Genomic DNA, 18077 nt, shown 5'->3' with positions numbered 1-18077 from the left:
TTATCCATTCATTACTTTCTTCTCAAAACGACTAATATCCGAGTCGGCACCAATAACAATTAATAAATCATCTTTTTGGATCGGTTCCTCCGCTTGAGGAGAGACAATGACCTCTCTACCTCTTTTAATCGCTACAATATTAATACCGTATCGTGCCCGAATATCCAAATCTATGATTGAATTGCCTGCTAGCAATTCATTCGCGACAATTTCCACGATGGAATGTTCATCTGACAACTCTAAGTAATCTAGTACATTATTTGAAATCATATTATTAGCAATTCTTTTTCCCATATCACGTTCTGGATGTACCACTTGATCGGCACCAATTTTTCTTAACACTTTTTCATGGTAGTCATTTTGCGCCTTTGCTGTAATTCGTTGGACACCTATTTCCTTTAATATGAGCGTTGTTAAAATACTTGATTGAATGTCATCTCCAATTGCCACAATCACATGATCAAAATTTCTAATACCTAAACTCTTTAAAACGGATTCATCTGTTGTATCCGCTACCACAGCATGAGAAGCAATCGAAGCAAATTCATTTACCCGATCCTCATCGACATCAATGGCCATGACTTCCATCCCCTGTTCTGCTAACGCTCGACAAATACTCCCACCGAAACGACCTAAACCAATGACAACAAACTCTTTTTTCACAAAAATTCCTCCACTAATTAAACAAAATTAAACCTATGCTTATTTTACCACAGATCAATAAGGCTTATTTTTATTTCTTTCTATATCCCCTTCATCCAATAAGAACGTTGATCTTAACAGAAAAAGACCAGCTAATTGACTGGTCGGTTTTTGTTATTCATTACTCGCTTTTTTCCGTTTCGTCTAACACACGATTCACGCGCTTTTCAAGCATTTTCATTCCACTTCCACCTGCTTGGAAGTGACGAAGTTGTCCTTCTTTATCAAACACATAATAAGCAGGTACATATTGATTTTCGAATACGTCTGTTAATTTATGTTCGCTATCAACAAAAATAGGTTGAGTAATTCCATGTTCTTCAGCTGTCGCTTTAATTTGCTCCATATTTAAGTCATCTTCAGAACGAGGCATATGAATAGCAACTACATTTAGTTTATCTTTATATTGATCACGGAAACCATTCACTTGTGGCATCGCTTCTTTACATAAGTGACAGCTTACAGACCAAAAGTGAATTAACGTTGGTTTTTCACCGATTAACTGCTCTTTCGTTACCTCACCATTTAACCAAGCTACGGCACCGTTTAATTCTGGCATTGTTTCTCTTAATTTCATCTAAAAACAGCCTCCCTCTTTTGGACAAAAGAGACTGTCCCAATAGCGTCTAGTTTTGCTATCTAGCATCAAATGGTCATCGTTTATCACGATAACTGATGTAGAAGGCACTTGACTTTTTCATTTGGGACAGCCCCTTTCAATTTATTTTATTTTTTATAAAACAACCGATGCTTCTTATAGAGTTTTTTGACCAGGTTTCCAGTTAGCAGGGCAAAGTCCACCTGTTTGAAGTGCTTGAAGCACACGTAAAGTTTCATCTACATCACGGCCGATGTTGTTATGATTCACTACTTGGTATTGAAGCTCACCTTCAGGATTGATGATGAATAATCCACGAAGTGCAATGCCTTTCTCTTCAATTAACACACCATATTCACGAGATACAGCATGGTTTGTATCAGCAGCTAAAGGATATTTAAGATCGCCAAGTCCGTTATCTTTACGGTCTGTGTTAATCCAAGCTAAGTGAGTGTGAATAGTGTCAGTTGACACACCGATTACTTCCGCATCTAGATCTTCAAACTCATCATAACGGTCTGATAATGCTGTAATTTCTGTCGGACATACGAAAGTAAAGTCCATTGGATAGAAGAACAACACTGTCCATTTTTCGTTTTTCACGTTTTCTTCAATGCTTACTTTACCAAATTCCTTGTTAGCTAATACTGCATCCATTTCAAATCGCGGAGCTTGTTTACCTACCATGCGTTCTGCCATAACTAAAAATCCCTCCAAATTATAATTTATCTTTTAAATGAGAAAGTAAATGATATTTTCTCATTACTAGTTATTAGTGTATCATGATCGGCGTAACGAACAAAATAAAAAGTATTCTATTTACCTTGATCCGACAAATAGTAGAAATAACTTGTGATCGCTTCTATCGCCAAAGTAATTGCTTCTTCATTTGGGTTGAGTTTTGCATGATGCAAGCCATATTCAGAACCTACTCCAAGCCAAAACATCAGCCCTGGTATTTCCTTTAACATGTAACCGAAATCTTCACCTGTCATCGCTTCTTTACAAACGACTAGCTGAACTTCTTCTTTTTCTTGCATAAAACTCATAAAACGCTCTGTCACAGCTTGATCATTATTCACTTGATAATAATTGCTTCCATAGTCAATAACTGCTTCACAGTCAAATCCAAATTCGATCCCCTTTACTAGCGCTTCAATCCGCTTTTTCACCTTTTGCATCGCTTCAGCTGACAAGGTGCGAATCGTACCTTCCATTCTGGCTGTCTCTGCAATAATGTTTTGGACGGTTCCGCCACTGATCTTCCCTATTGTCACCACCGCACTATCAAGCGGATCTACATTTCTTGCTACGATCGTTTGTAACTGGGTCGTTAAATGAGCCGCTGCAACAACCATATCTTTCGTTTCGTGAGGATATGCTGCATGTCCACCTTTTCCTTTTAAATCAATAAATAATTCAGATGTATTAGCAAACAGGAGGCCTGGTTTTGTTGCGATTGAACCGACTGGATATTCAGGCGCAATATGAAGCGCATAGATTTCATCAGGCATCCATTGCTGCATCATTTCACTTTTCATCATTGGCTCAGCGCCACCTGGTCCCTCTTCTGCTGGCTGGAATATAAACAATAAATCATCATTTATTTCTGTTTCTACAAAGTGAGTTAACACTCCAAGACCAATGCTCATATGTATATCATGACCACACGCATGCATTGCTCCTTCATGTGTAGAGCTAAATGGTAGCTCCGTTTTCTCAGCAATAGGCAATCCATCGATGTCCGCTCGATAACCAATCAGGCGAGAAGGATTGGTTCCTTTCACTTTCACAAATATCCCTGTTTTCCACACCTTAATTTCTAAACGATCTTGCGGCAATGTTTGCAAATAATCCAATAAATAACGTTGTGTTTTCCATTCTTGGAATCCCAATTCCGGTATTTGATGAAGATCTCTTCTTATTTGAATAAAGCGATTAACTGTCATATCTATCCTTCTCTTTCTTTAAGACTATATTCAAGCGTACAAAATGGTCATTTTGAAACAAGTCAAAAACAATTGAAATCAACATCGTTGTTTAAGAAAGCCTTCTTTAAAAACAGGCGTGAGCTGAAAAGCCCACGCCTGATCCTTCGTTACCGTAACAGTAGCTTTTTATAGTTTACGAAGCTCCTGCATAATTTCTGTTTTAGACTTTGTTTTATCATCAATTTGCTTAATCACTTTTGCTGGAGCGCCCGCTGCTACAGAGTATGGAGGAATATCCTTCGTTACGATCGCTCCTGCTCCAACAACCGAGCCTTTTCCTACTGTTACACCTTCTAAAACAACGGCATTCGCTCCGATTAATACATCATCTTCTAACACAACCGGTTTAGCAGATGGTGGTTCAATTACACCAGCAATAACTGCTCCCGCTCCTACGTGGCAGTTTTTCCCGACAGTCGCACGGCCGCCAAGGACAGCGTTCATATCAATCATTGTTCCATCGCCAATAACAGAGCCGATATTAATAGAAGCTCCCATCATAACAACGACATTATTGCCAATCTCCACTTGATCACGAATAATCGCACCCGGCTCAATACGAGCATTGACTCCTTTAAGATCTAATAAAGGCAGTGCTGAGTTACGACGGTCGTTCTCAACTACGTAATCTTCAATTTTATCTTCATTTTGTTGAATAGCTTCAGAAATTTCTGACCATTCCCCGAAGACTACTCCAGATTTCCCTTGAAGAAATGTTTTAGCAGACGGTCCAAAGTCAATCCCCTCTACCTCACCTTTTAAGTATACTTTAACTGGTGTTGACTTTTTACTGTTGCCAATGAATGAAATAATTTCATGTGCATCCATCATTTTCACGTTATGTATTCCTCCTCTAACAACTTATGTATTGCTGACGATTTCGTCTGCATTTCTTATTAATTTAACAGAGTGAAGTGAATTTCACAAGCAATTTTCACTCAGCAGCATAATTACTGTTTAAACTCTTCAATCACTTCGATAAATGCTTGGACTTGTCTAAGCTCAAATGCTGAGTCATATCCTAGAAGCCACGTATCTCGCCGAAGAGGGTGCTGGTCTTGATCAAGCAACGGTATTTTATACACCTCGCTCGACGTTCCGTTTAATGTGATTTCAGGTAATATCGCATAGCCTATCCCGTTAAAAGCCATTTGTCGGCACGTCTCAATTTGATCGACAACAATGGATTGCTTAGGAGCACCTTGGAATTGACGATGCCACCATTCCTGTATTTCCTGAAAGTATGTTGAATCACTTTTAAATTGGATAAACGGCTTGTCTGTTGTTAATATTTCATATACATATTTAATTTCTCTATCAACTAAAAATAGACTATCCTCAAATAAGTGAATTTTTCTTCCTTTCCAATCGGGTGTACCGCGAATAATCCCTATATGTACTTCTCCTTCGTATAACGCTTTAGAGATCTCACTGCTCCAGCCGGTCATTAAAGAGATTTTGGCATGAGGATATCTTTCAACAAAGCGTTTTAACACTTGAGGTAGCCAGTTTTGACCTACAATAGACGCACAGGCAATTTTTAACGTTCCATGAACTTCGGATTCAAGTGATTGAATGTTTTCGACTACCTTTTCTCTTTTCTCCACCACTTCTTTAGAATATTGAATAATCATTTCACCAGCTGGTGTCAAAGTTAATCCCTTTGTCGTTCGATTAAATATTTTCGTTCCCCAACCCTTCTCTATTGTTTGTAATCGTTGTGAGAGTGCAGGTTGAGAGACAAATAAACGCTCCGCGGCTTTTCTCATATTCATTTCTTCAGCTAATACAGTTAGTAGCTGAGATTCCGAAAACAACATTCCTATCTCCTCCAAACGTTAGCCATTCACCTTGTGCTAAATATCGATCTGCCGATACAAAAAAAAGCCAAACCCCTTTAACAACGCAAGTTAGCATTGTATTTGATCAATAGGGGCCTGACTCTATTAGACCATTCTATAAGTTTTCATTTCAACTGGTCAACGTGATAGTTCAGTTGCTTTAAGATCACCCTTCTCGTCAGGATTCCTTGAAATTCCCCTTCTTCATTGGTGACACACAAAAAAGGATGATTGATTAATAATCCAAGTGCTTTACGGAAATGATCATGGATCGTTAACGACGGCTTATTGATCTCCATGACTTCTTCCACTTTCATATTTTCCAACTTCTCAAATTCAATTCTTTCCAAACCTAAAATGGCCTCGGTAATCATCGGAATACTAATTAATCCTTGTAATCGGTATTTAGCATCCAAAACCGGAATAGCTGTATAACCGCTTTTTGTCAGCACCAAAAGCGCATGCTCAAGGTTATTCCCCGGTTGAACATGGGCGACTTTTTCTGACGGGATTATGTAATCCATTATATTTGTATTTAGTACGTCCTTACTTTGAAAAGAAATCATTTGACTACCCCTTTATTCTTTTTGTAAGCGCTTTATTATCCAAATAATAGATCCCATCTTTTCTTCATTATATCAAAGTTACCCGCTTTTGTTCCATTATTAAACATAGATAAACCCTGCTCATTTAATGAAGCAGGGCATTATATAGATCATTGTTGTTTTTCTTCTTGCAATAAATCAAAGATCTCAATTGCCGTCATATCGATATCATCAAAAGGATATTTACTTCCTTTACCGTCTTTATCGTATACTTCCAGTTCAAATGTATCTTTTCCTGGAAAGTATTTCACCTGGCATAAAGTTTTGCCGTTCACTTCAAACAATCGTTGTTGAACCTCGCCTGCTTCTCCGCCTTCTTGCAATGATTTTAAACGCTGGATAATTCCCATTAATTGTGACATATTATCGGTTGGCCCCTTTCATCTATCTTTCCAATATTTATTTTGTTTTTGACCGTACATAATCCTTTTGTTATAAAATAAATAGGCAAATGAAATATACCATACATCTATTTCATATCCAACTGTTTTATTTTATTTTATATTTAAAGTAAGGCTTTTATGAGTTTATAGGAGGAAAAAATAGTGACTTCTATTATTTTGTATACCCAACCAGAATGTCCGCCATGCAATATTATAAAATTGTTTTTAAACGATCGTGGAGTGCGCTATGAAGAAAGAAACATCGCTTCCGTTTCAGCATTTAAGGAAGAGCTACAAACAAAGTGGGAATCTTTATCTACTCCAACCATTATTGTAGAAAACGAAGTCGTACGAGGATTTAACATCGAAAGATTAACCGAACTTTTAGACAAGCATAACCTCTAAATCAAAAGGAGGCTCCACTATCCATTTAATCATGAGCCTCCGCTCTTTTATCTTTCTATCGATTAGCTATTAAATAAAAGATGAAAGCTAATAAAACACCGAAGCCGATAATATAGGCCCAAAAAATAGGGTTTTTCACATATGGATGCTGCTGTACAGTTTCCGGGATCGACGAATCTAATCCTTCCTTTGCTGTTTGTTGTTGCTTAAATACCCGAACAGTATAAAATACAGACAGAAGGATCGTAACACATACAATAAAGATTAGGACAATGAAAAAATCACTCAACTTCAACACTCCCTATCGAACTTTGTATCGGTAGTATTGGTTAGTCTCGTGATTTTATTCAAAGTTAATAAAGTAAACCATCTTGTTCAAATAAAAATTCATATGAAATATCTATGAATAAATATTCACGTTCATTTAAAGGATAAGAAAAGGTTCGAATCGTTTCTCCTTTCTCGATATCGCTGTACAAATCAGAGATTAAACCAATTCTGTTTTTTTGCATCCGTAAAATGTTCTCTAAAAAATATGGTCGCCAACTCCAGTTTTTACCGAAGTACTCCGGCTGAAAAATCCAACTGCCTTCTTTTTTGAAATAATTTGAAGTTAATTCAAATCCGTTTTCATCACATATATATAAACGAAAACACATATCTTCAAATTTTTTTCCAATTTCAACTAGTAATTGTTCCTTCGTTATGGCTTGCTTCGTATACTTGGACACAACATCTTGCAGCGCATTTTGAACGGATTCCGCTAACAAATATACTTTCTCAAGCGAGCGCTTTTCATGAAGAATGAACTCCTGGCATTTTCTTTTTAGCGTTTCTTTTTGAATGTTCTCTTCAAGAAAATGGTCGCAAGGCTCATATAAATAGTACCCTTGATAGTATCTTCCCCCATGCTTCCAGGCATATTGCAATTGATACTCCATTTCAATGCTCTCAAACAGAAGAGAAGCCCCAATTTTTCTAGCGAGCATCGAGATCGAATATAGAATATCTTTATACGTTTGACCAGAAGAATTTTGTCTCAACGCTTGCAAACTTACCTTTAAAATATCGGGTGAATAGCCCGTATATTTATAAATATCTCCACTCGTTTCACCGATGTGATCAATCGCAATTTGAATGCCAAGCGTTTTATAATACCTTAAGACATGCTCTAACTCTTTACTGTATTCTGATCCAGAAATTTCAAGAACAATATGGCTTAACTGCAAGCCTTTCTCTTCATATTCTTGCAAAATGGTCAATAAATGCTCTCCATAGTCTTCTTTCAACAATCGAGCATTTCTATTAATAAACAACGTCGTCTGAATACCAGAATTCAAATATAGTGATAGCGCTTTCTTTAATATAAGATCGTCTACCTCAATTAAATATTCATCAGGTACTTCTTGATCATGAAAAAAAGGACCTAAACTTCTTGCTTCATCGCCTACTAAGAAACGCCCTAAAACTTCATACCCGATGACTTTATGCTCATCAGCACTAAAAATCGGTTGAAAAAAAGGGGTGACGTGATCAAGCTGTGACATAATTTCTAATGCATCCATCCACTCTTCCTCCAACTCAAGAATCTTTTTAATTATACAAAAAAATGATTATTTATTCAACTTTTAATATATGATCATTTTTCTATTATACTTTAAATTATTTAAATATTAAAGGTAAAAATAGTATATAATTGTAAAAATAACCTAAATATAAAAAGAACCATCTTTAACGATGGTCCTTACTTACTATTAGTCTATATTAACGCGTAGTGTTGACTTTTGACTCATTTGAATGAAACGGAAACAATCGAAATCAATATCATTGTTTAACAAAGCCTACCATTAAAAAGGATAACGGTTTAACCATTGCCCACCATCCATCGTCACACATTCACCGTTTATATAAGCAGCCTCATCCGAAAATAAATAAAGAGCTAGACCTGCAATTTCTTCCGGTTTCCCTAACCGATGAAGAGGTACACTTTGAAGCGTTCTTTTCGCCGCTTCTTCTGATTCCCAAAGTTTTTCCGCTCCTCCAGTTCGTTCAATTGGACCTGGAGCAATCGCGTTTGTTCGAATGCCATACTTATGTCCCCACTCGACTGCTAGCGTTCTCGTCATTGACAAAACACCTGCCTTCGCAGCCGCTGAATGGATCACACCAGCTCCTGCATTCCACGCATACGTAGCTACGATGTTTATTATACTACCTTTAATTCCATGTTTAATCCAGTAATTCCCTACCGCACTGGAACAATAAAACGTTCCATTCAATACAATATCAATGACCGAGTTCCATCCATTGACGGAAAGCTTTTCAGCAGGAACAATAAAGTTTCCAGCCGCATTATTCACAAGATGATCAATCGTACCAAAATGTTGACTAGTCGCTTCTACCAACCGCTGAACATCCTCTGGGTTACGCACATCCATTGGGACCGTCAACAAATGTCCATTCCCTGTGTCTATCTCTTCTTTTGCAGCCTGCAACTTGTCTTCACTTCGAGCAGAAATCACTACCTTTGCCCCTTCTTCCAGAAACCTCTTCGCCATGTATTTCCCCATTCCACTAGAACCACCAGTAACAATCACAACTTTACCTTTCATCCCATCTCCCCCGTTTGCTATTAATAATAAATGAATAATCACTCAATATTATCTTATCATATTTTATAATATTCTAATAATTTAGTCTTTGAGAGATTTAATGTATCCATTTGCAACTTAGCGGACATTCCCACGGAGGGCAAGTCCAGTTGCCGATTATAAGAGCTTTGATCACCCCCTACTTATGCACAGCGGTACATAGAGGGGCAATATGAAGTCCCTAGAAACAAACATTTAACCTTATACATAAACCGAGGACTTGGAACAACAAGACTCCCATTTCGGTTTTTGTCGGTATTAGAAATTACAATCGTCACTTTAGAAACCTCTTCATAAATATTTGCTTTTTATAATGATGAAGCAAAGTTAAAAAGAAGAATAGATCCAATGATCGTCAGTAACAAATATATTGTGAACAACAGTAAATTTTTCTCGTATAATGATGCAGCTTCTACACTAAAAGTTGAAAAAGTCGTGAACCCTCCTAACACACCTGTTCCAATAAACAATTGATAGTTAACGGAGAGAGAAGAAGCAACCCATCCAAGCAAAAAGCTACCTACTAAGTTAACAATGAGAGCACCAAATGGGAAGGGGCTATTGGTATTAGAAACCAACAAACTAATCAAATAACGAAAAACCGCTCCTATGGCTCCACCAGCAGCTACAATCATCATATCCATTACGTCCCTCTCCCCATTCTTAACCCAATCGAACTAGCTATTATTCCTGTAATTAATGTAATCGTCACATAAAGAGCACTTAATAGAGTATCCGTTTGCCACAGTTCCACCGCTTCCTTAGAGAAAGTGGACATTGTTGTAAAACCACCACAAAACCCGGTGCCATAAAATAATGACGTTTCTTTTTTCATTCTTTTACTGATGACTCGAGCAGTAACAATACCTAAAATGAAGCTTCCTGCTATATTGACGAGCAATGTACCAAAAGGAAAGAAACTTCCATTCAATCCACTTAGCAAATAGCGAAATACGGCGCCTACAGCCCCACCAGCAGCTACCAATAAAATATTCATTTTTGATTCCTTCCATTTAAAAGAGCCAAATTTCACCACCTCCAAACACAATGTTTTAGTGGGAAATCTAGCTCTTGTCGGATTATACTAGCAACAAATGTTTATCCCGCATTAACGGGCTGTAAGACCCCCACCTCAACATGGCAGAAGGAACGTAGTTATGTAGGTGGGGGATCAACAGCCCGTAAACGCCCGATCCGTTCAACTAACAATCAGTGGGGGGTGAAGAAAACCCCCACTGATTGAAGTTTCACTTTATTCTTCGTCCTCACGAATGCGATAAACTGCCTTTAAACATTCCGCTTGGCTGTCGATAACGACGTCTCCTTCTTGACGTTCAACATAATGATAATTGCCTTCATTATCTTGATAGCGGGCTTTCACATTGTCGCTCAGCTGAAGATTTAAAAACTGAACGATACGATGCTTTAATACGCCATCAAAAATCGGGAATAATATTTCAACACGTTTGATCATATTGCGTGTCATCATATCGGCTGAGGATAAATACACTTTACTTTCTCCATTATGGTGGAAGTAGTAAATACGACTATGTTCTAAAAAGCGACCAACGATACTTGTTACACGAATATTTTCACTAACACCTGGAATGCCTGGACGGAGACAGCAAATACCACGAATAATACATTCTACCTTCACACCTGCACAAGATGCTTCATACAATTTCATAATCAGTGTCTTATCCGTCAATGAATTCATTTTAGCAATAATATGCCCATTTCCATGTTTTTTATGACACAAAATTTCTTCATCAATTAAACGAATAAATTCCTCCTGAATATTGTAAGGCGCAACCACAAGGTGATTATAGGTTGGCTTTTCAGTGTAACCACTTAAATAGTTAAAGAAGTTAGTCGCATCGATACCGAATTTCTTTTTTGACGTGATGAGACCATGATCAGTATATAACTTAGCTGTTTGATCATTATAGTTGCCTGTTCCTAAATGAACGAATCGTTCAATTTTGCCATTGCGCTTACGAACAACGAGTGTAATCTTGCTGTGAGTTTTTAAGTTATGCATGCCATAAATAACATGACAGCCTGCTTTTTCTAGCTCTTTTGCCCAATGAACATTCTTTTCTTCATCAAAACGCGCTTTTAATTCTACAAGCACTGTTACTTGTTTTCCTTTTTCTGCTGCGCGTTTTAATGCTTCGATAACAGGTGAATCTCCACTTACACGATACAATGTTTGTTTAATAGCTAACACCGTAGGATCATCCGCAGCTTGTGAAACAAATTCAACGATCGGTTCAAAGGATTCATATGGGTGATAGAAAAGCAAATCCTGTTGCTGTGCTTTCTCGAAAATATCTTCTCCCGAATGTAAATCAAATGGCGGTTGAGGAATAAATGTTTCATAGGCAAGATCTTCACGAATATCCTGCAGCTTCTTCGCAAATGAAAACAAGAATGTTAAATCGAGTGGGCCGTCAATTTTGTATACATCTTTATGATGAATTTCTAACTCATCTAGCAAATAATCGAGACCTTCTTGATCTAAATCTTCTCCTTTCATTTCCAAGCGGACGGCTGAACCCCATTTGCGTTTTTTTAATTCTTTTTCTATTTCTAGCAGAAGATCACGAGCTCCCTCTTCATGAATCGTCAAATCTGCATTGCGTGTAATTCTAAAAATATTGGTCGATTTCACTTTAAAGCCTTTGAAAATTCTACTCACAAAATATTGCAACACGCTCTCAAGTAAGACATAGGAATATTCACCGTCCTCGGCCGGTACTTGTATCGTTCGACCTAGTACAGATGGCACTTGAACAATCGCCACGCAATCACTTTCAGCGTCCGGTTCTTCATTTTCTAGCATGACAAGCAAGTTGATACTTTTATTTAATAACATAGGAAACGGACGATACGCATCAATCGCCATTGGCGTCAATACTGGGAAAATTTCATTATCAAAATAAGCTTGAAGAAATTCAAGCTGGTCTTTATTTAATTTCTCTACCGGTACTACATGAAACCCTTCTTTATTCAAATTAGGTAAGATCTCTTTATTGAATACTTCATATTGACGCTCCACTAAGGATTGTGTCTTTTGGCAAATCGCATTTAATTGCTGCTTTGGTGTAAGACCCGCTTTATTCTCTGGCTTATTAAAGCCGGCTTTCACTTGGTCCTTCAATCCAGCTACGCGTACCATGAAAAACTCATCCAAATTCGAGCTGAAAATTCCAAGGAATTTCAACTTCTCAAGCAATGGACTTTGATGATCCGATGCTTCCTGAAGAACCCTTTCATTGAAAGCCAGCCAACTTAATTCTCGGTTATTATAATACTGTGGACTTGATAAATCCGTCTTCATGTTTTCCCCCATGATTTGCACCTTCTTGTTTTTTTATTGTCTAATAAAAATAAGTTGAATAGGTAACTGTAAAGCTTTTTCTAAATGTCTTTTTTGTTTCTCACTTTGATATTGCTCAGCTAAATAGTTTTTGTTACAAAACACAGTTACTTCCATTGTACCATCCTTTTTACAAACTTGAATTTCTTCGACTACATTTCTTTTTGTGCTATTCAAACTGTAGCAAAGCTTGAGTAACGCCCCACGTTCTCTCATTTGTTGAAACTCTTCTTTCGTAAACCACTCTTTATACGGCTCTATATTTTGCTTAAAGGCCGAGTTGTTAGTAAAAGAAGCCAATATCGAGATTTTCACTTTTTCTTTATGCGAATACCCATCAAAGATAGAATTGGTTAATAGGTAGAATGTGTTAGGACCTTTTGAACTACTAGAAATATATTCTCCAAGATAAAACAATAGCGCCGCTTGATGAACGAGATATTCATCTTCTTTACTTATCTGTATCGCTTTTATCTTTTTCATTTGGGCTATTAGTTGTTTGGCTAGTATGGCCACTTGTTTAAAACCTTGTTCATTTTTTTGATAACTATGTAACAGACGATTAGTGCCTTGCTCTTTCACTTCTTGTTCAGTTTCTGCCTTTTTCTTCAATAGCCTCTCCATAATCACGCCATCTCTTAGCCCTTTAGAGCTAATGATTATTTGCTTTGATTTAGAATGTAGCAACAATTGATAAAAAACTTCTAATGCTGGCAAAATAAGATCCGCTCTTTCTTTAGAAAGACCATCTACTTTTTCTAGCTCTTCATGGGACATATCGGAAAATTCATTTCGCAACTCTTTAATCGTTTCGACCGACATTTCATATCCATGTACGCCAAGTGATGGGTAGTTCCTTTTGATTTGATCTACATTTGCAAGGTTTCGACCGCTTCCTCCAATAGAGACGATCGACCCTCCATTATTTTTGATCCAAGGAAATTGAGCAAACTGATTTTCGATATAGGAGATGAGTTCTTTTTGTTCACATTCTGACATACCATTTCCTTTAAGGAATTGCTCCTTTAACGTAACAGCACCAAAAGGAAAACTATGCGACTCAATTAATTGTCGATTCTCAAAATAGGTAATTTCCGTACTTGCTCCTCCAATATCAATGGATAATCCCGAATCAAGATTCATCGTTTGAGTCACAGCAGTAAAACCGTAATAAGCTTCTTCTTCTCCAGACAAAATTCGAATATCAAAGCCGATCTCTTCTTTGATTTCTTTTAACACTTCGTCTCTATTCGATGCTTGGCGTACAGCAGCAGTGGCTGTACACTCCACTTCATAAACGCCGTAACTATCTAATATTTCTTTAAAGCTATGTAATACATCCTTTAAAGCTTGGATTCCTTCTTCAGACAGCCATTTGTTGTTATCTAAATATCTTCCTAAACGAATCGGAGCTTTTACATTTTCCACTTCTTCAAACCCAGAATGACTAATGTCATAAATGACAAGACGCACGGTGTTTGAACCAATATCAATAATGGAGATTTTATTATTTTTGATCATTTGCAACACTACTCTCTTTTTTTAAATCTATTTTTCACGAAAAAATATGAGTTAAAACATGGGATTCTCTTTCCATAAAGAAAAAAACAAGATATAATAATGAAAAAATAGTGCGAAAGGAGTCTTTTCATTGAATAATCCAAATAGTCAAAACGAATCTCTCCCTCACTCTCCATCTACCGTGAACCTCGCTCAAGCAATCTTTACTGTCAATCGGCACGCTAAAACCGCCATGAACCCGAAATTTTTATACTCATTGAAGAAAAAAGCATTGATTAGAATGATACAGGAAGGTCGAGCTAAAAAAACTGGTTTACACTTTTCCAACAATCCCAAAAACAGTCAACAGCAGTCTGATGTACTTGTTACTTGCGGAGCGTACACTTTTCATATGCCGCCTTGCAAGGAAGATTTCCACAACCTTCCTCATTTCGGTCGCTTGGATCAAAAAACACGAAATCCTCGGTCAAACATGAATTTGATGGAAGCAAAGAAAATTCTTCAAGCCTATACCGGCATGAAGGAAAAACACGCCAACCCTTCATATAGCAAGAAACAATATAAACAGCCTGTTTTTAAACCTCTTGGTCAATCTTATTATTAACGGCTATTAAACAGCGAATACTTTCTTCAAAAAACACCGGCTATAACAACCGGTGTTTTTCTTCTATTTCAATCCTTACAACACTAACCGGTCAATATTCTTTACTAATTCAGCAATCTCAGGCTTACTTACTTGAGCATCTGCTCCAACTCCATCTCCTTTATGACGAAGGTCTTCCGTAATTAATGAAGAGAAGATAATGACAGGAAGCTGTTTTAATACTGGATGCTCTTTCACTCTTCTTGTTAAATGATGGCCATCCATTTTCGGCATTTCAATATCTGTAATAACTAATTGAACCTTTTCTTCAATCTCAAACTCAGCGGCAACTGATTCTAAATAATCATAGGCGAGCTTTCCATTCTCAAAAAATTCAACATTTTCATAACCTGCTTCAGATAATGTATCATGAAGTAATTTTCTTAGTAGCGGTGAATCTTCTGCTGCCACAATATTTTTAGTGGAGCGATCTCTAGCTCCTAATTGCTTAATTTGTCCAACATGTATACCTGATTCAGGATTGATATCAAGGATAATTTTTTCAAAATCAAGCAGGAGAATCATTTGACCGCTAATCTTAACAACGCCAATCACTTGATTGTTACCACCTTGATACATATCCGACGGCTTGTCAATATCCTCCCAAGAAATCCGGTGAATACGCGTTACATTTTGAACATGAAATACTGCTTTTTGCTTATTAAACTCGGTCACTATGTACTTATCAGTTGAATCATCTTTCACTACCGGCACCCCAAGAACTTTTGCCATATTAATGACCGGAAGAACTTCTCCCCGAAGTTGAATAACCCCTTCAATATGTTCATGTGAGTGAGGAATTAATGTGATTGGCAAAGGTTGAATAATTTCCTTCACTTTTATGACATTTATTCCATATTTATTATTTTGTACTTCAAATTCAACAATTTCAAGTTCATTTGTACCACTTTCTAATAAAATTCCTTGTTCATTACTCATAAGGCTTTTGTCCTCCTACTCTTTATTTTACTATATCATGATTTCTTTCGACGTATGCTGTAGAAATCTTTATATTTATTAACATTATGTTAAAAAAAATTTAACAAAGCTCCGTTCTTTTTTATCTCATAGCTTTTTCCTATTTAAATGTAATCTTTCTTCTGGATTTCCTCTGTTTTTTGGTGATGCGTAACCATCCTTTCTTATTGAACATAGTAACCATAAACAGAGCAATGGTGAACATTATACCGATGACAATAAAATAACCGTAGCGATATTGCAACTCAGGCATATATTTAAAATTCATTCCGTAAATTCCTGCTATGAATGTCAATGGCATGAAAATAGTTGTAATAACTGTCAACGTCATCATAATATTATTCATTTTATTCGAGTTGACCGACACATAATTATCTCGTAAATCAGAGGAAAAGTCGCGATAAGACTCAAGCATTTCAGCAAGCTTTAACAAATGATCATATACATCACGAAAATAAATTTGATGCTCATTCATAAATTCCAGCCTTGTTGAATTTAACATTCGATAAACAAGATCCCTCATTGGAAAAATGGATTGTCTTAATTTAGCCATATCGTGACGAATATCAAATAGACGATCAATTAATTCATTCCCTGAATAGTTATCCGTTTCCTCATCAACTCTATTCAACTGATCTTCAATATGGTAGACAGGGGGGAATAATTCATCGACAAAACGATCAATGAGCCGATGGAAAATAAATACTGGACCTTGTCTCAGCTTTCCGTTTCCTTTTAATTCCTCCCATACATGATTCAATTCAGAAACCGAAATGTTATGGAAAGTGACGATCATCCGATCATTAATAAATACATCGACCTCTCTAGCTTCATATGTTTTTGGATCTAAAGCATGAACGAGAAAGAAATAATATTGATCATAAAAATCAAGTTTAGGGCGACCAATCAACTGATCTAGACAATCTTCAATAGCCAATGGATGGAATTGAAAAGCATGACTCAAGAGCTCTTTCTCCTTGTCATTTGGCTCCGCAAAGTCGATCCAGTACCACTCAATCTCTTCGTTGTTGATATGTTCTAAAGGTAGGTCATATAGTAATTCACCATTTGTTTTTAACACACAAGTTCTAATCATTATTGTCTCTCCAAGCTTTCTCTATCTTTTTGATTATCCGCTAAGGCCTTTTCAATGATACAATAGCATATATATATAAAGGTGGCGATTCTCTTTGGAACATTGCATTAACGAAAAAGTTAAAAATATTCAAATATCAGGCATTCGCAAATTTTTTAATTTAGTTAGCGGAACAAAAGATATGATTTCTTTAACCATTGGACAACCTGACTTCCCTACTCCAGAGCATGTGAAAACAGCAGGAATGAAAGCGATTGAAAACAATTATACGACTTACACTCATAATGCGGGCTACATCGAACTGCGAACAGCTGTAGCCAACTATGTACATAAAAAATATGCTTTAACTTATTCGCCAGAATCAGAGGTCATCGTAACTGTCGGCGCTAGCCAAGCGATCGATATCGCTTTACGGACGATTCTTTCTCCAGGAGATGAAGTGATTCTTCCTGGTCCTGTTTATCCAGGTTACGAACCAATTATTCATATGTGTGGGGCTCATTTAACAACGATTGATACACGCGATAGCGAGTTTAAACTAACCGCTGACAAAATCCGTCCTGCCCTTAGCGAAAAAACGAAAGCCATTATCTTACCTTACCCATCTAATCCAACAGGCGTTGGTCTTTCAGAAGAGGAATTAAAAGCGATTGCTGATTTAATACGTGGAAAAGATATCTTTATCATTGCGGATGAAATTTATAGTGAGCTGACGTATGATCGCCCTCATATATCGATCGCTTCTTTTTTAAGAGAGCAAACCATTGTTTTAAACGGCTTATCAAAATCACACGCGATGACAGGATGGCGAATCGGCTTTTTATTTGCACCCGAAAATATCGCAAAACATATGTTAAAAGTCCATCAATATAACGTATCATGTGCTTCATCCGTTGCACAAATGGCGGCTTTAGAAGCGGTCGAAGCAGGAATAGATGACGCTCTTCCTATGCGGGATCAATATAAACAAAGACGTGATTATGTATACGAACGCCTGTCTTCTCTCAATTTTGAAGTAGTGAAACCAGATGGGGCTTTTTACTTTTTTATTAAAATCCCTTCGCATATAGAAGAAACATCTTTTGATTTCTGCTATAAATTGGCGACTGAACAAAAAGTAGCGGTCGTTCCTGGCAGTGCCTTTTCTGAATATGGTGAAGACTATTTCCGACTATCTTATGCCTGCTCTATGGAACAGCTTCAAAAGGGATTAGACCGCATCGAGGCATTCATGAAGACACAAAATAGATAAGTGAAACTTCAATCAGTGGGGGTTTTTTC

The 18077-nt window shown here is 37.1% G+C and carries 20 protein-coding genes and 1 pseudogene; 4 read left to right on the top strand and 17 right to left on the bottom strand.

Annotation, left to right across the window (positions count from 1 at the left end):
* The 8 genes from WDJ61_RS06060 to WDJ61_RS06025 form a co-directional block, all read right to left on the bottom strand.
* Positions 1-663, bottom strand: a complete 663-nt coding sequence (locus tag WDJ61_RS06060; protein WP_338753827.1) for a TrkA family potassium uptake protein — start codon at positions 661-663, stop codon at positions 1-3.
* 160 nt (positions 664-823) lie between these two features.
* Positions 824-1279, bottom strand: a complete 456-nt coding sequence (locus WDJ61_RS06055) for a TlpA disulfide reductase family protein (RefSeq protein ID WP_338753826.1) — start codon at positions 1277-1279, stop codon at positions 824-826.
* 177 nt (positions 1280-1456) lie between these two features.
* On the bottom strand, positions 1457-1999 hold the full coding sequence (locus tag WDJ61_RS06050; RefSeq protein WP_338753825.1) for a peroxiredoxin: 543 nt from the start codon (positions 1997-1999) through the stop codon (positions 1457-1459).
* A gap of 116 nt (positions 2000-2115) precedes the next feature.
* Positions 2116-3249 carry an N-acetyldiaminopimelate deacetylase gene (locus WDJ61_RS06045; protein ID WP_338753823.1) on the bottom strand — a complete coding sequence of 378 codons (1134 nt, stop codon included), beginning with the start codon at positions 3247-3249 and terminating at the stop codon, positions 2116-2118.
* 168 nt (positions 3250-3417) lie between these two features.
* Positions 3418-4128 (bottom strand): 2,3,4,5-tetrahydropyridine-2,6-dicarboxylate N-acetyltransferase, encoded by a 711-nt coding sequence (gene dapD / locus WDJ61_RS06040; RefSeq protein WP_338753822.1) that lies wholly within the window; start codon positions 4126-4128, stop codon positions 3418-3420.
* A 113-nt stretch (positions 4129-4241) separates the two neighbouring features.
* Positions 4242-5111, bottom strand: a complete 870-nt coding sequence (locus WDJ61_RS06035) for a LysR family transcriptional regulator (protein ID WP_338753821.1) — start codon at positions 5109-5111, stop codon at positions 4242-4244.
* 146 nt (positions 5112-5257) lie between these two features.
* On the bottom strand, positions 5258-5698 hold the full coding sequence (gene cbpB / locus WDJ61_RS06030) for a cyclic-di-AMP-binding protein CbpB (RefSeq protein WP_338753820.1): 441 nt from the start codon (positions 5696-5698) through the stop codon (positions 5258-5260).
* A gap of 149 nt (positions 5699-5847) precedes the next feature.
* Entirely contained in the window at positions 5848-6099 is a 252-nt protein-coding gene (locus WDJ61_RS06025) for a YkuJ family protein (protein WP_095479758.1), read from the bottom strand.
* Positions 6100-6282: 183 nt separating this feature from the next.
* Here WDJ61_RS06025 and WDJ61_RS06020 point away from each other — a divergent pair, with 183 nt between their 5' ends.
* The gene (locus WDJ61_RS06020; RefSeq protein ID WP_338753819.1) at positions 6283-6525 is read left to right on the top strand and encodes a glutaredoxin family protein; all 243 of its coding nucleotides are present in this window, start codon (positions 6283-6285) and stop codon (positions 6523-6525) included.
* A gap of 55 nt (positions 6526-6580) precedes the next feature.
* On the opposite strand, the gene WDJ61_RS06015 is transcribed toward WDJ61_RS06020, so the two are convergent.
* From WDJ61_RS06015 to fadH, 3 genes are all read right to left on the bottom strand, one after another.
* The gene (locus WDJ61_RS06015) at positions 6581-6814 is read right to left on the bottom strand and encodes a hypothetical protein (RefSeq protein ID WP_338753818.1); all 234 of its coding nucleotides are present in this window, start codon (positions 6812-6814) and stop codon (positions 6581-6583) included.
* Positions 6815-6878: 64 nt separating this feature from the next.
* Positions 6879-8090, bottom strand: a complete 1212-nt coding sequence (locus WDJ61_RS06010; protein ID WP_338753817.1) for an EAL domain-containing protein — start codon at positions 8088-8090, stop codon at positions 6879-6881.
* Positions 8091-8372: 282 nt separating this feature from the next.
* The gene (gene fadH / locus WDJ61_RS06005) at positions 8373-9137 is read right to left on the bottom strand and encodes a 2,4-dienoyl-CoA reductase (protein WP_338753816.1); all 765 of its coding nucleotides are present in this window, start codon (positions 9135-9137) and stop codon (positions 8373-8375) included.
* Between the two features lie 104 nt (positions 9138-9241).
* On the opposite strand from fadH, the pseudogene WDJ61_RS06000 reads away from it, so the two are divergent.
* Positions 9242-9473: pseudogene (locus WDJ61_RS06000) on the top strand (metallophosphoesterase); the annotation flags it as partial.
* Between the two features lie 11 nt (positions 9474-9484).
* On the opposite strand, the gene WDJ61_RS05995 reads toward WDJ61_RS06000, so the two are convergent.
* The 4 genes from WDJ61_RS05995 to WDJ61_RS05980 all read right to left on the bottom strand — a co-directional run bounded on the left by WDJ61_RS05995 (position 9485) and on the right by WDJ61_RS05980 (position 14079).
* Positions 9485-9820 carry a CrcB family protein gene (locus WDJ61_RS05995; protein ID WP_338753815.1) on the bottom strand — a complete coding sequence of 112 codons (336 nt, stop codon included), beginning with the start codon at positions 9818-9820 and terminating at the stop codon, positions 9485-9487.
* The gene (gene crcB, locus WDJ61_RS05990; protein ID WP_338753814.1) at positions 9820-10173 is read right to left on the bottom strand and encodes a fluoride efflux transporter CrcB; all 354 of its coding nucleotides are present in this window, start codon (positions 10171-10173) and stop codon (positions 9820-9822) included. The genes WDJ61_RS05995 and crcB overlap by 1 nt, the downstream gene beginning before the upstream one ends.
* Before the next feature lie 255 nt (positions 10174-10428).
* Complete coding sequence (locus WDJ61_RS05985) at positions 10429-12531, bottom strand: RNA degradosome polyphosphate kinase (protein ID WP_338753812.1); 2103 nt, start codon at positions 12529-12531, stop codon at positions 10429-10431.
* Between the two features lie 21 nt (positions 12532-12552).
* Entirely contained in the window at positions 12553-14079 is a 1527-nt protein-coding gene (locus WDJ61_RS05980) for a Ppx/GppA phosphatase family protein (protein WP_338753811.1), read from the bottom strand.
* A gap of 130 nt (positions 14080-14209) precedes the next feature.
* On the opposite strand from WDJ61_RS05980, the gene WDJ61_RS05975 reads away from it, so the two are divergent.
* Positions 14210-14683 (top strand): YkyB family protein, encoded by a 474-nt coding sequence (locus WDJ61_RS05975; protein WP_338753809.1) that lies wholly within the window; start codon positions 14210-14212, stop codon positions 14681-14683.
* Between the two features lie 75 nt (positions 14684-14758).
* On the opposite strand, the gene WDJ61_RS05970 is transcribed toward WDJ61_RS05975, so the two are convergent.
* Together WDJ61_RS05970 and corA are read right to left on the bottom strand one after the other, a co-directional pair.
* Positions 14759-15661, bottom strand: a complete 903-nt coding sequence (locus WDJ61_RS05970) for a chemotaxis protein (protein ID WP_338753807.1) — start codon at positions 15659-15661, stop codon at positions 14759-14761.
* Between the two features lie 139 nt (positions 15662-15800).
* On the bottom strand, positions 15801-16796 hold the full coding sequence (gene corA / locus WDJ61_RS05965) for a magnesium/cobalt transporter CorA (protein WP_338753805.1): 996 nt from the start codon (positions 16794-16796) through the stop codon (positions 15801-15803).
* 94 nt (positions 16797-16890) lie between these two features.
* On the opposite strand from corA, the gene WDJ61_RS05960 reads away from it, so the two are divergent.
* A complete protein-coding gene (locus WDJ61_RS05960) occupies positions 16891-18048 on the top strand; it encodes an aminotransferase A (protein ID WP_338753803.1) in 1158 nt (385 codons plus the stop codon).
* Positions 18049-18077: the final 29 nt, after the last annotated feature.

Origin of the sequence: Bacillus sp. FJAT-52991 (assembly GCF_037201805.1) — a bacterium.
Lineage (GTDB): Bacteria > Bacillota > Bacilli > Bacillales > Domibacillaceae > Bacillus_CE > Bacillus_CE kandeliae.
This window is presented reverse-complemented; position numbering and strand designations above follow the sequence as displayed.

Excerpts from the sequence above, each read along its gene's own strand:
- crcB (WP_338753814.1), bottom strand. The coding sequence starts at position 10,173 with ATGAATATTTTATTGGTAGCTGCTGGTGGGGCTGTAGGCGCCGTATTT.
- WDJ61_RS06045 (WP_338753823.1), bottom strand. The coding sequence starts at position 3,249 with ATGACAGTTAATCGCTTTATTCAAATAAGAAGAGATCTTCATCAAATA.
- WDJ61_RS06055 (WP_338753826.1), bottom strand. The coding sequence starts at position 1,279 with ATGAAATTAAGAGAAACAATGCCAGAATTAAACGGTGCCGTAGCTTGG.
- WDJ61_RS05970 (WP_338753807.1), bottom strand. The coding sequence starts at position 15,661 with ATGAGTAATGAACAAGGAATTTTATTAGAAAGTGGTACAAATGAACTT.
- WDJ61_RS05995 (WP_338753815.1), bottom strand. The coding sequence starts at position 9,820 with ATGGATATGATGATTGTAGCTGCTGGTGGAGCCATAGGAGCGGTTTTT.
- WDJ61_RS05985 (WP_338753812.1), bottom strand. The coding sequence starts at position 12,531 with ATGGGGGAAAACATGAAGACGGATTTATCAAGTCCACAGTATTATAAT.
- WDJ61_RS06010 (WP_338753817.1), bottom strand. The coding sequence starts at position 8,090 with ATGGATGCATTAGAAATTATGTCACAGCTTGATCACGTCACCCCTTTT.
- corA (WP_338753805.1), bottom strand. The coding sequence starts at position 16,796 with ATGATTAGAACTTGTGTGTTAAAAACAAATGGTGAATTACTATATGAC.
- fadH (WP_338753816.1), bottom strand. The coding sequence starts at position 9,137 with ATGAAAGGTAAAGTTGTGATTGTTACTGGTGGTTCTAGTGGAATGGGG.
- WDJ61_RS06025 (WP_095479758.1), bottom strand. The coding sequence starts at position 6,099 with ATGTCACAATTAATGGGAATTATCCAGCGTTTAAAATCATTGCAAGAA.
- WDJ61_RS06050 (WP_338753825.1), bottom strand. The coding sequence starts at position 1,999 with ATGGCAGAACGCATGGTAGGTAAACAAGCTCCGCGATTTGAAATGGAT.
- WDJ61_RS06035 (WP_338753821.1), bottom strand. The coding sequence starts at position 5,111 with ATGTTGTTTTCGGAATCTCAGCTACTAACTGTATTAGCTGAAGAAATG.
- WDJ61_RS05980 (WP_338753811.1), bottom strand. The coding sequence starts at position 14,079 with ATGATCAAAAATAATAAAATCTCCATTATTGATATTGGTTCAAACACC.
- cbpB (WP_338753820.1), bottom strand. The coding sequence starts at position 5,698 with ATGATTTCTTTTCAAAGTAAGGACGTACTAAATACAAATATAATGGAT.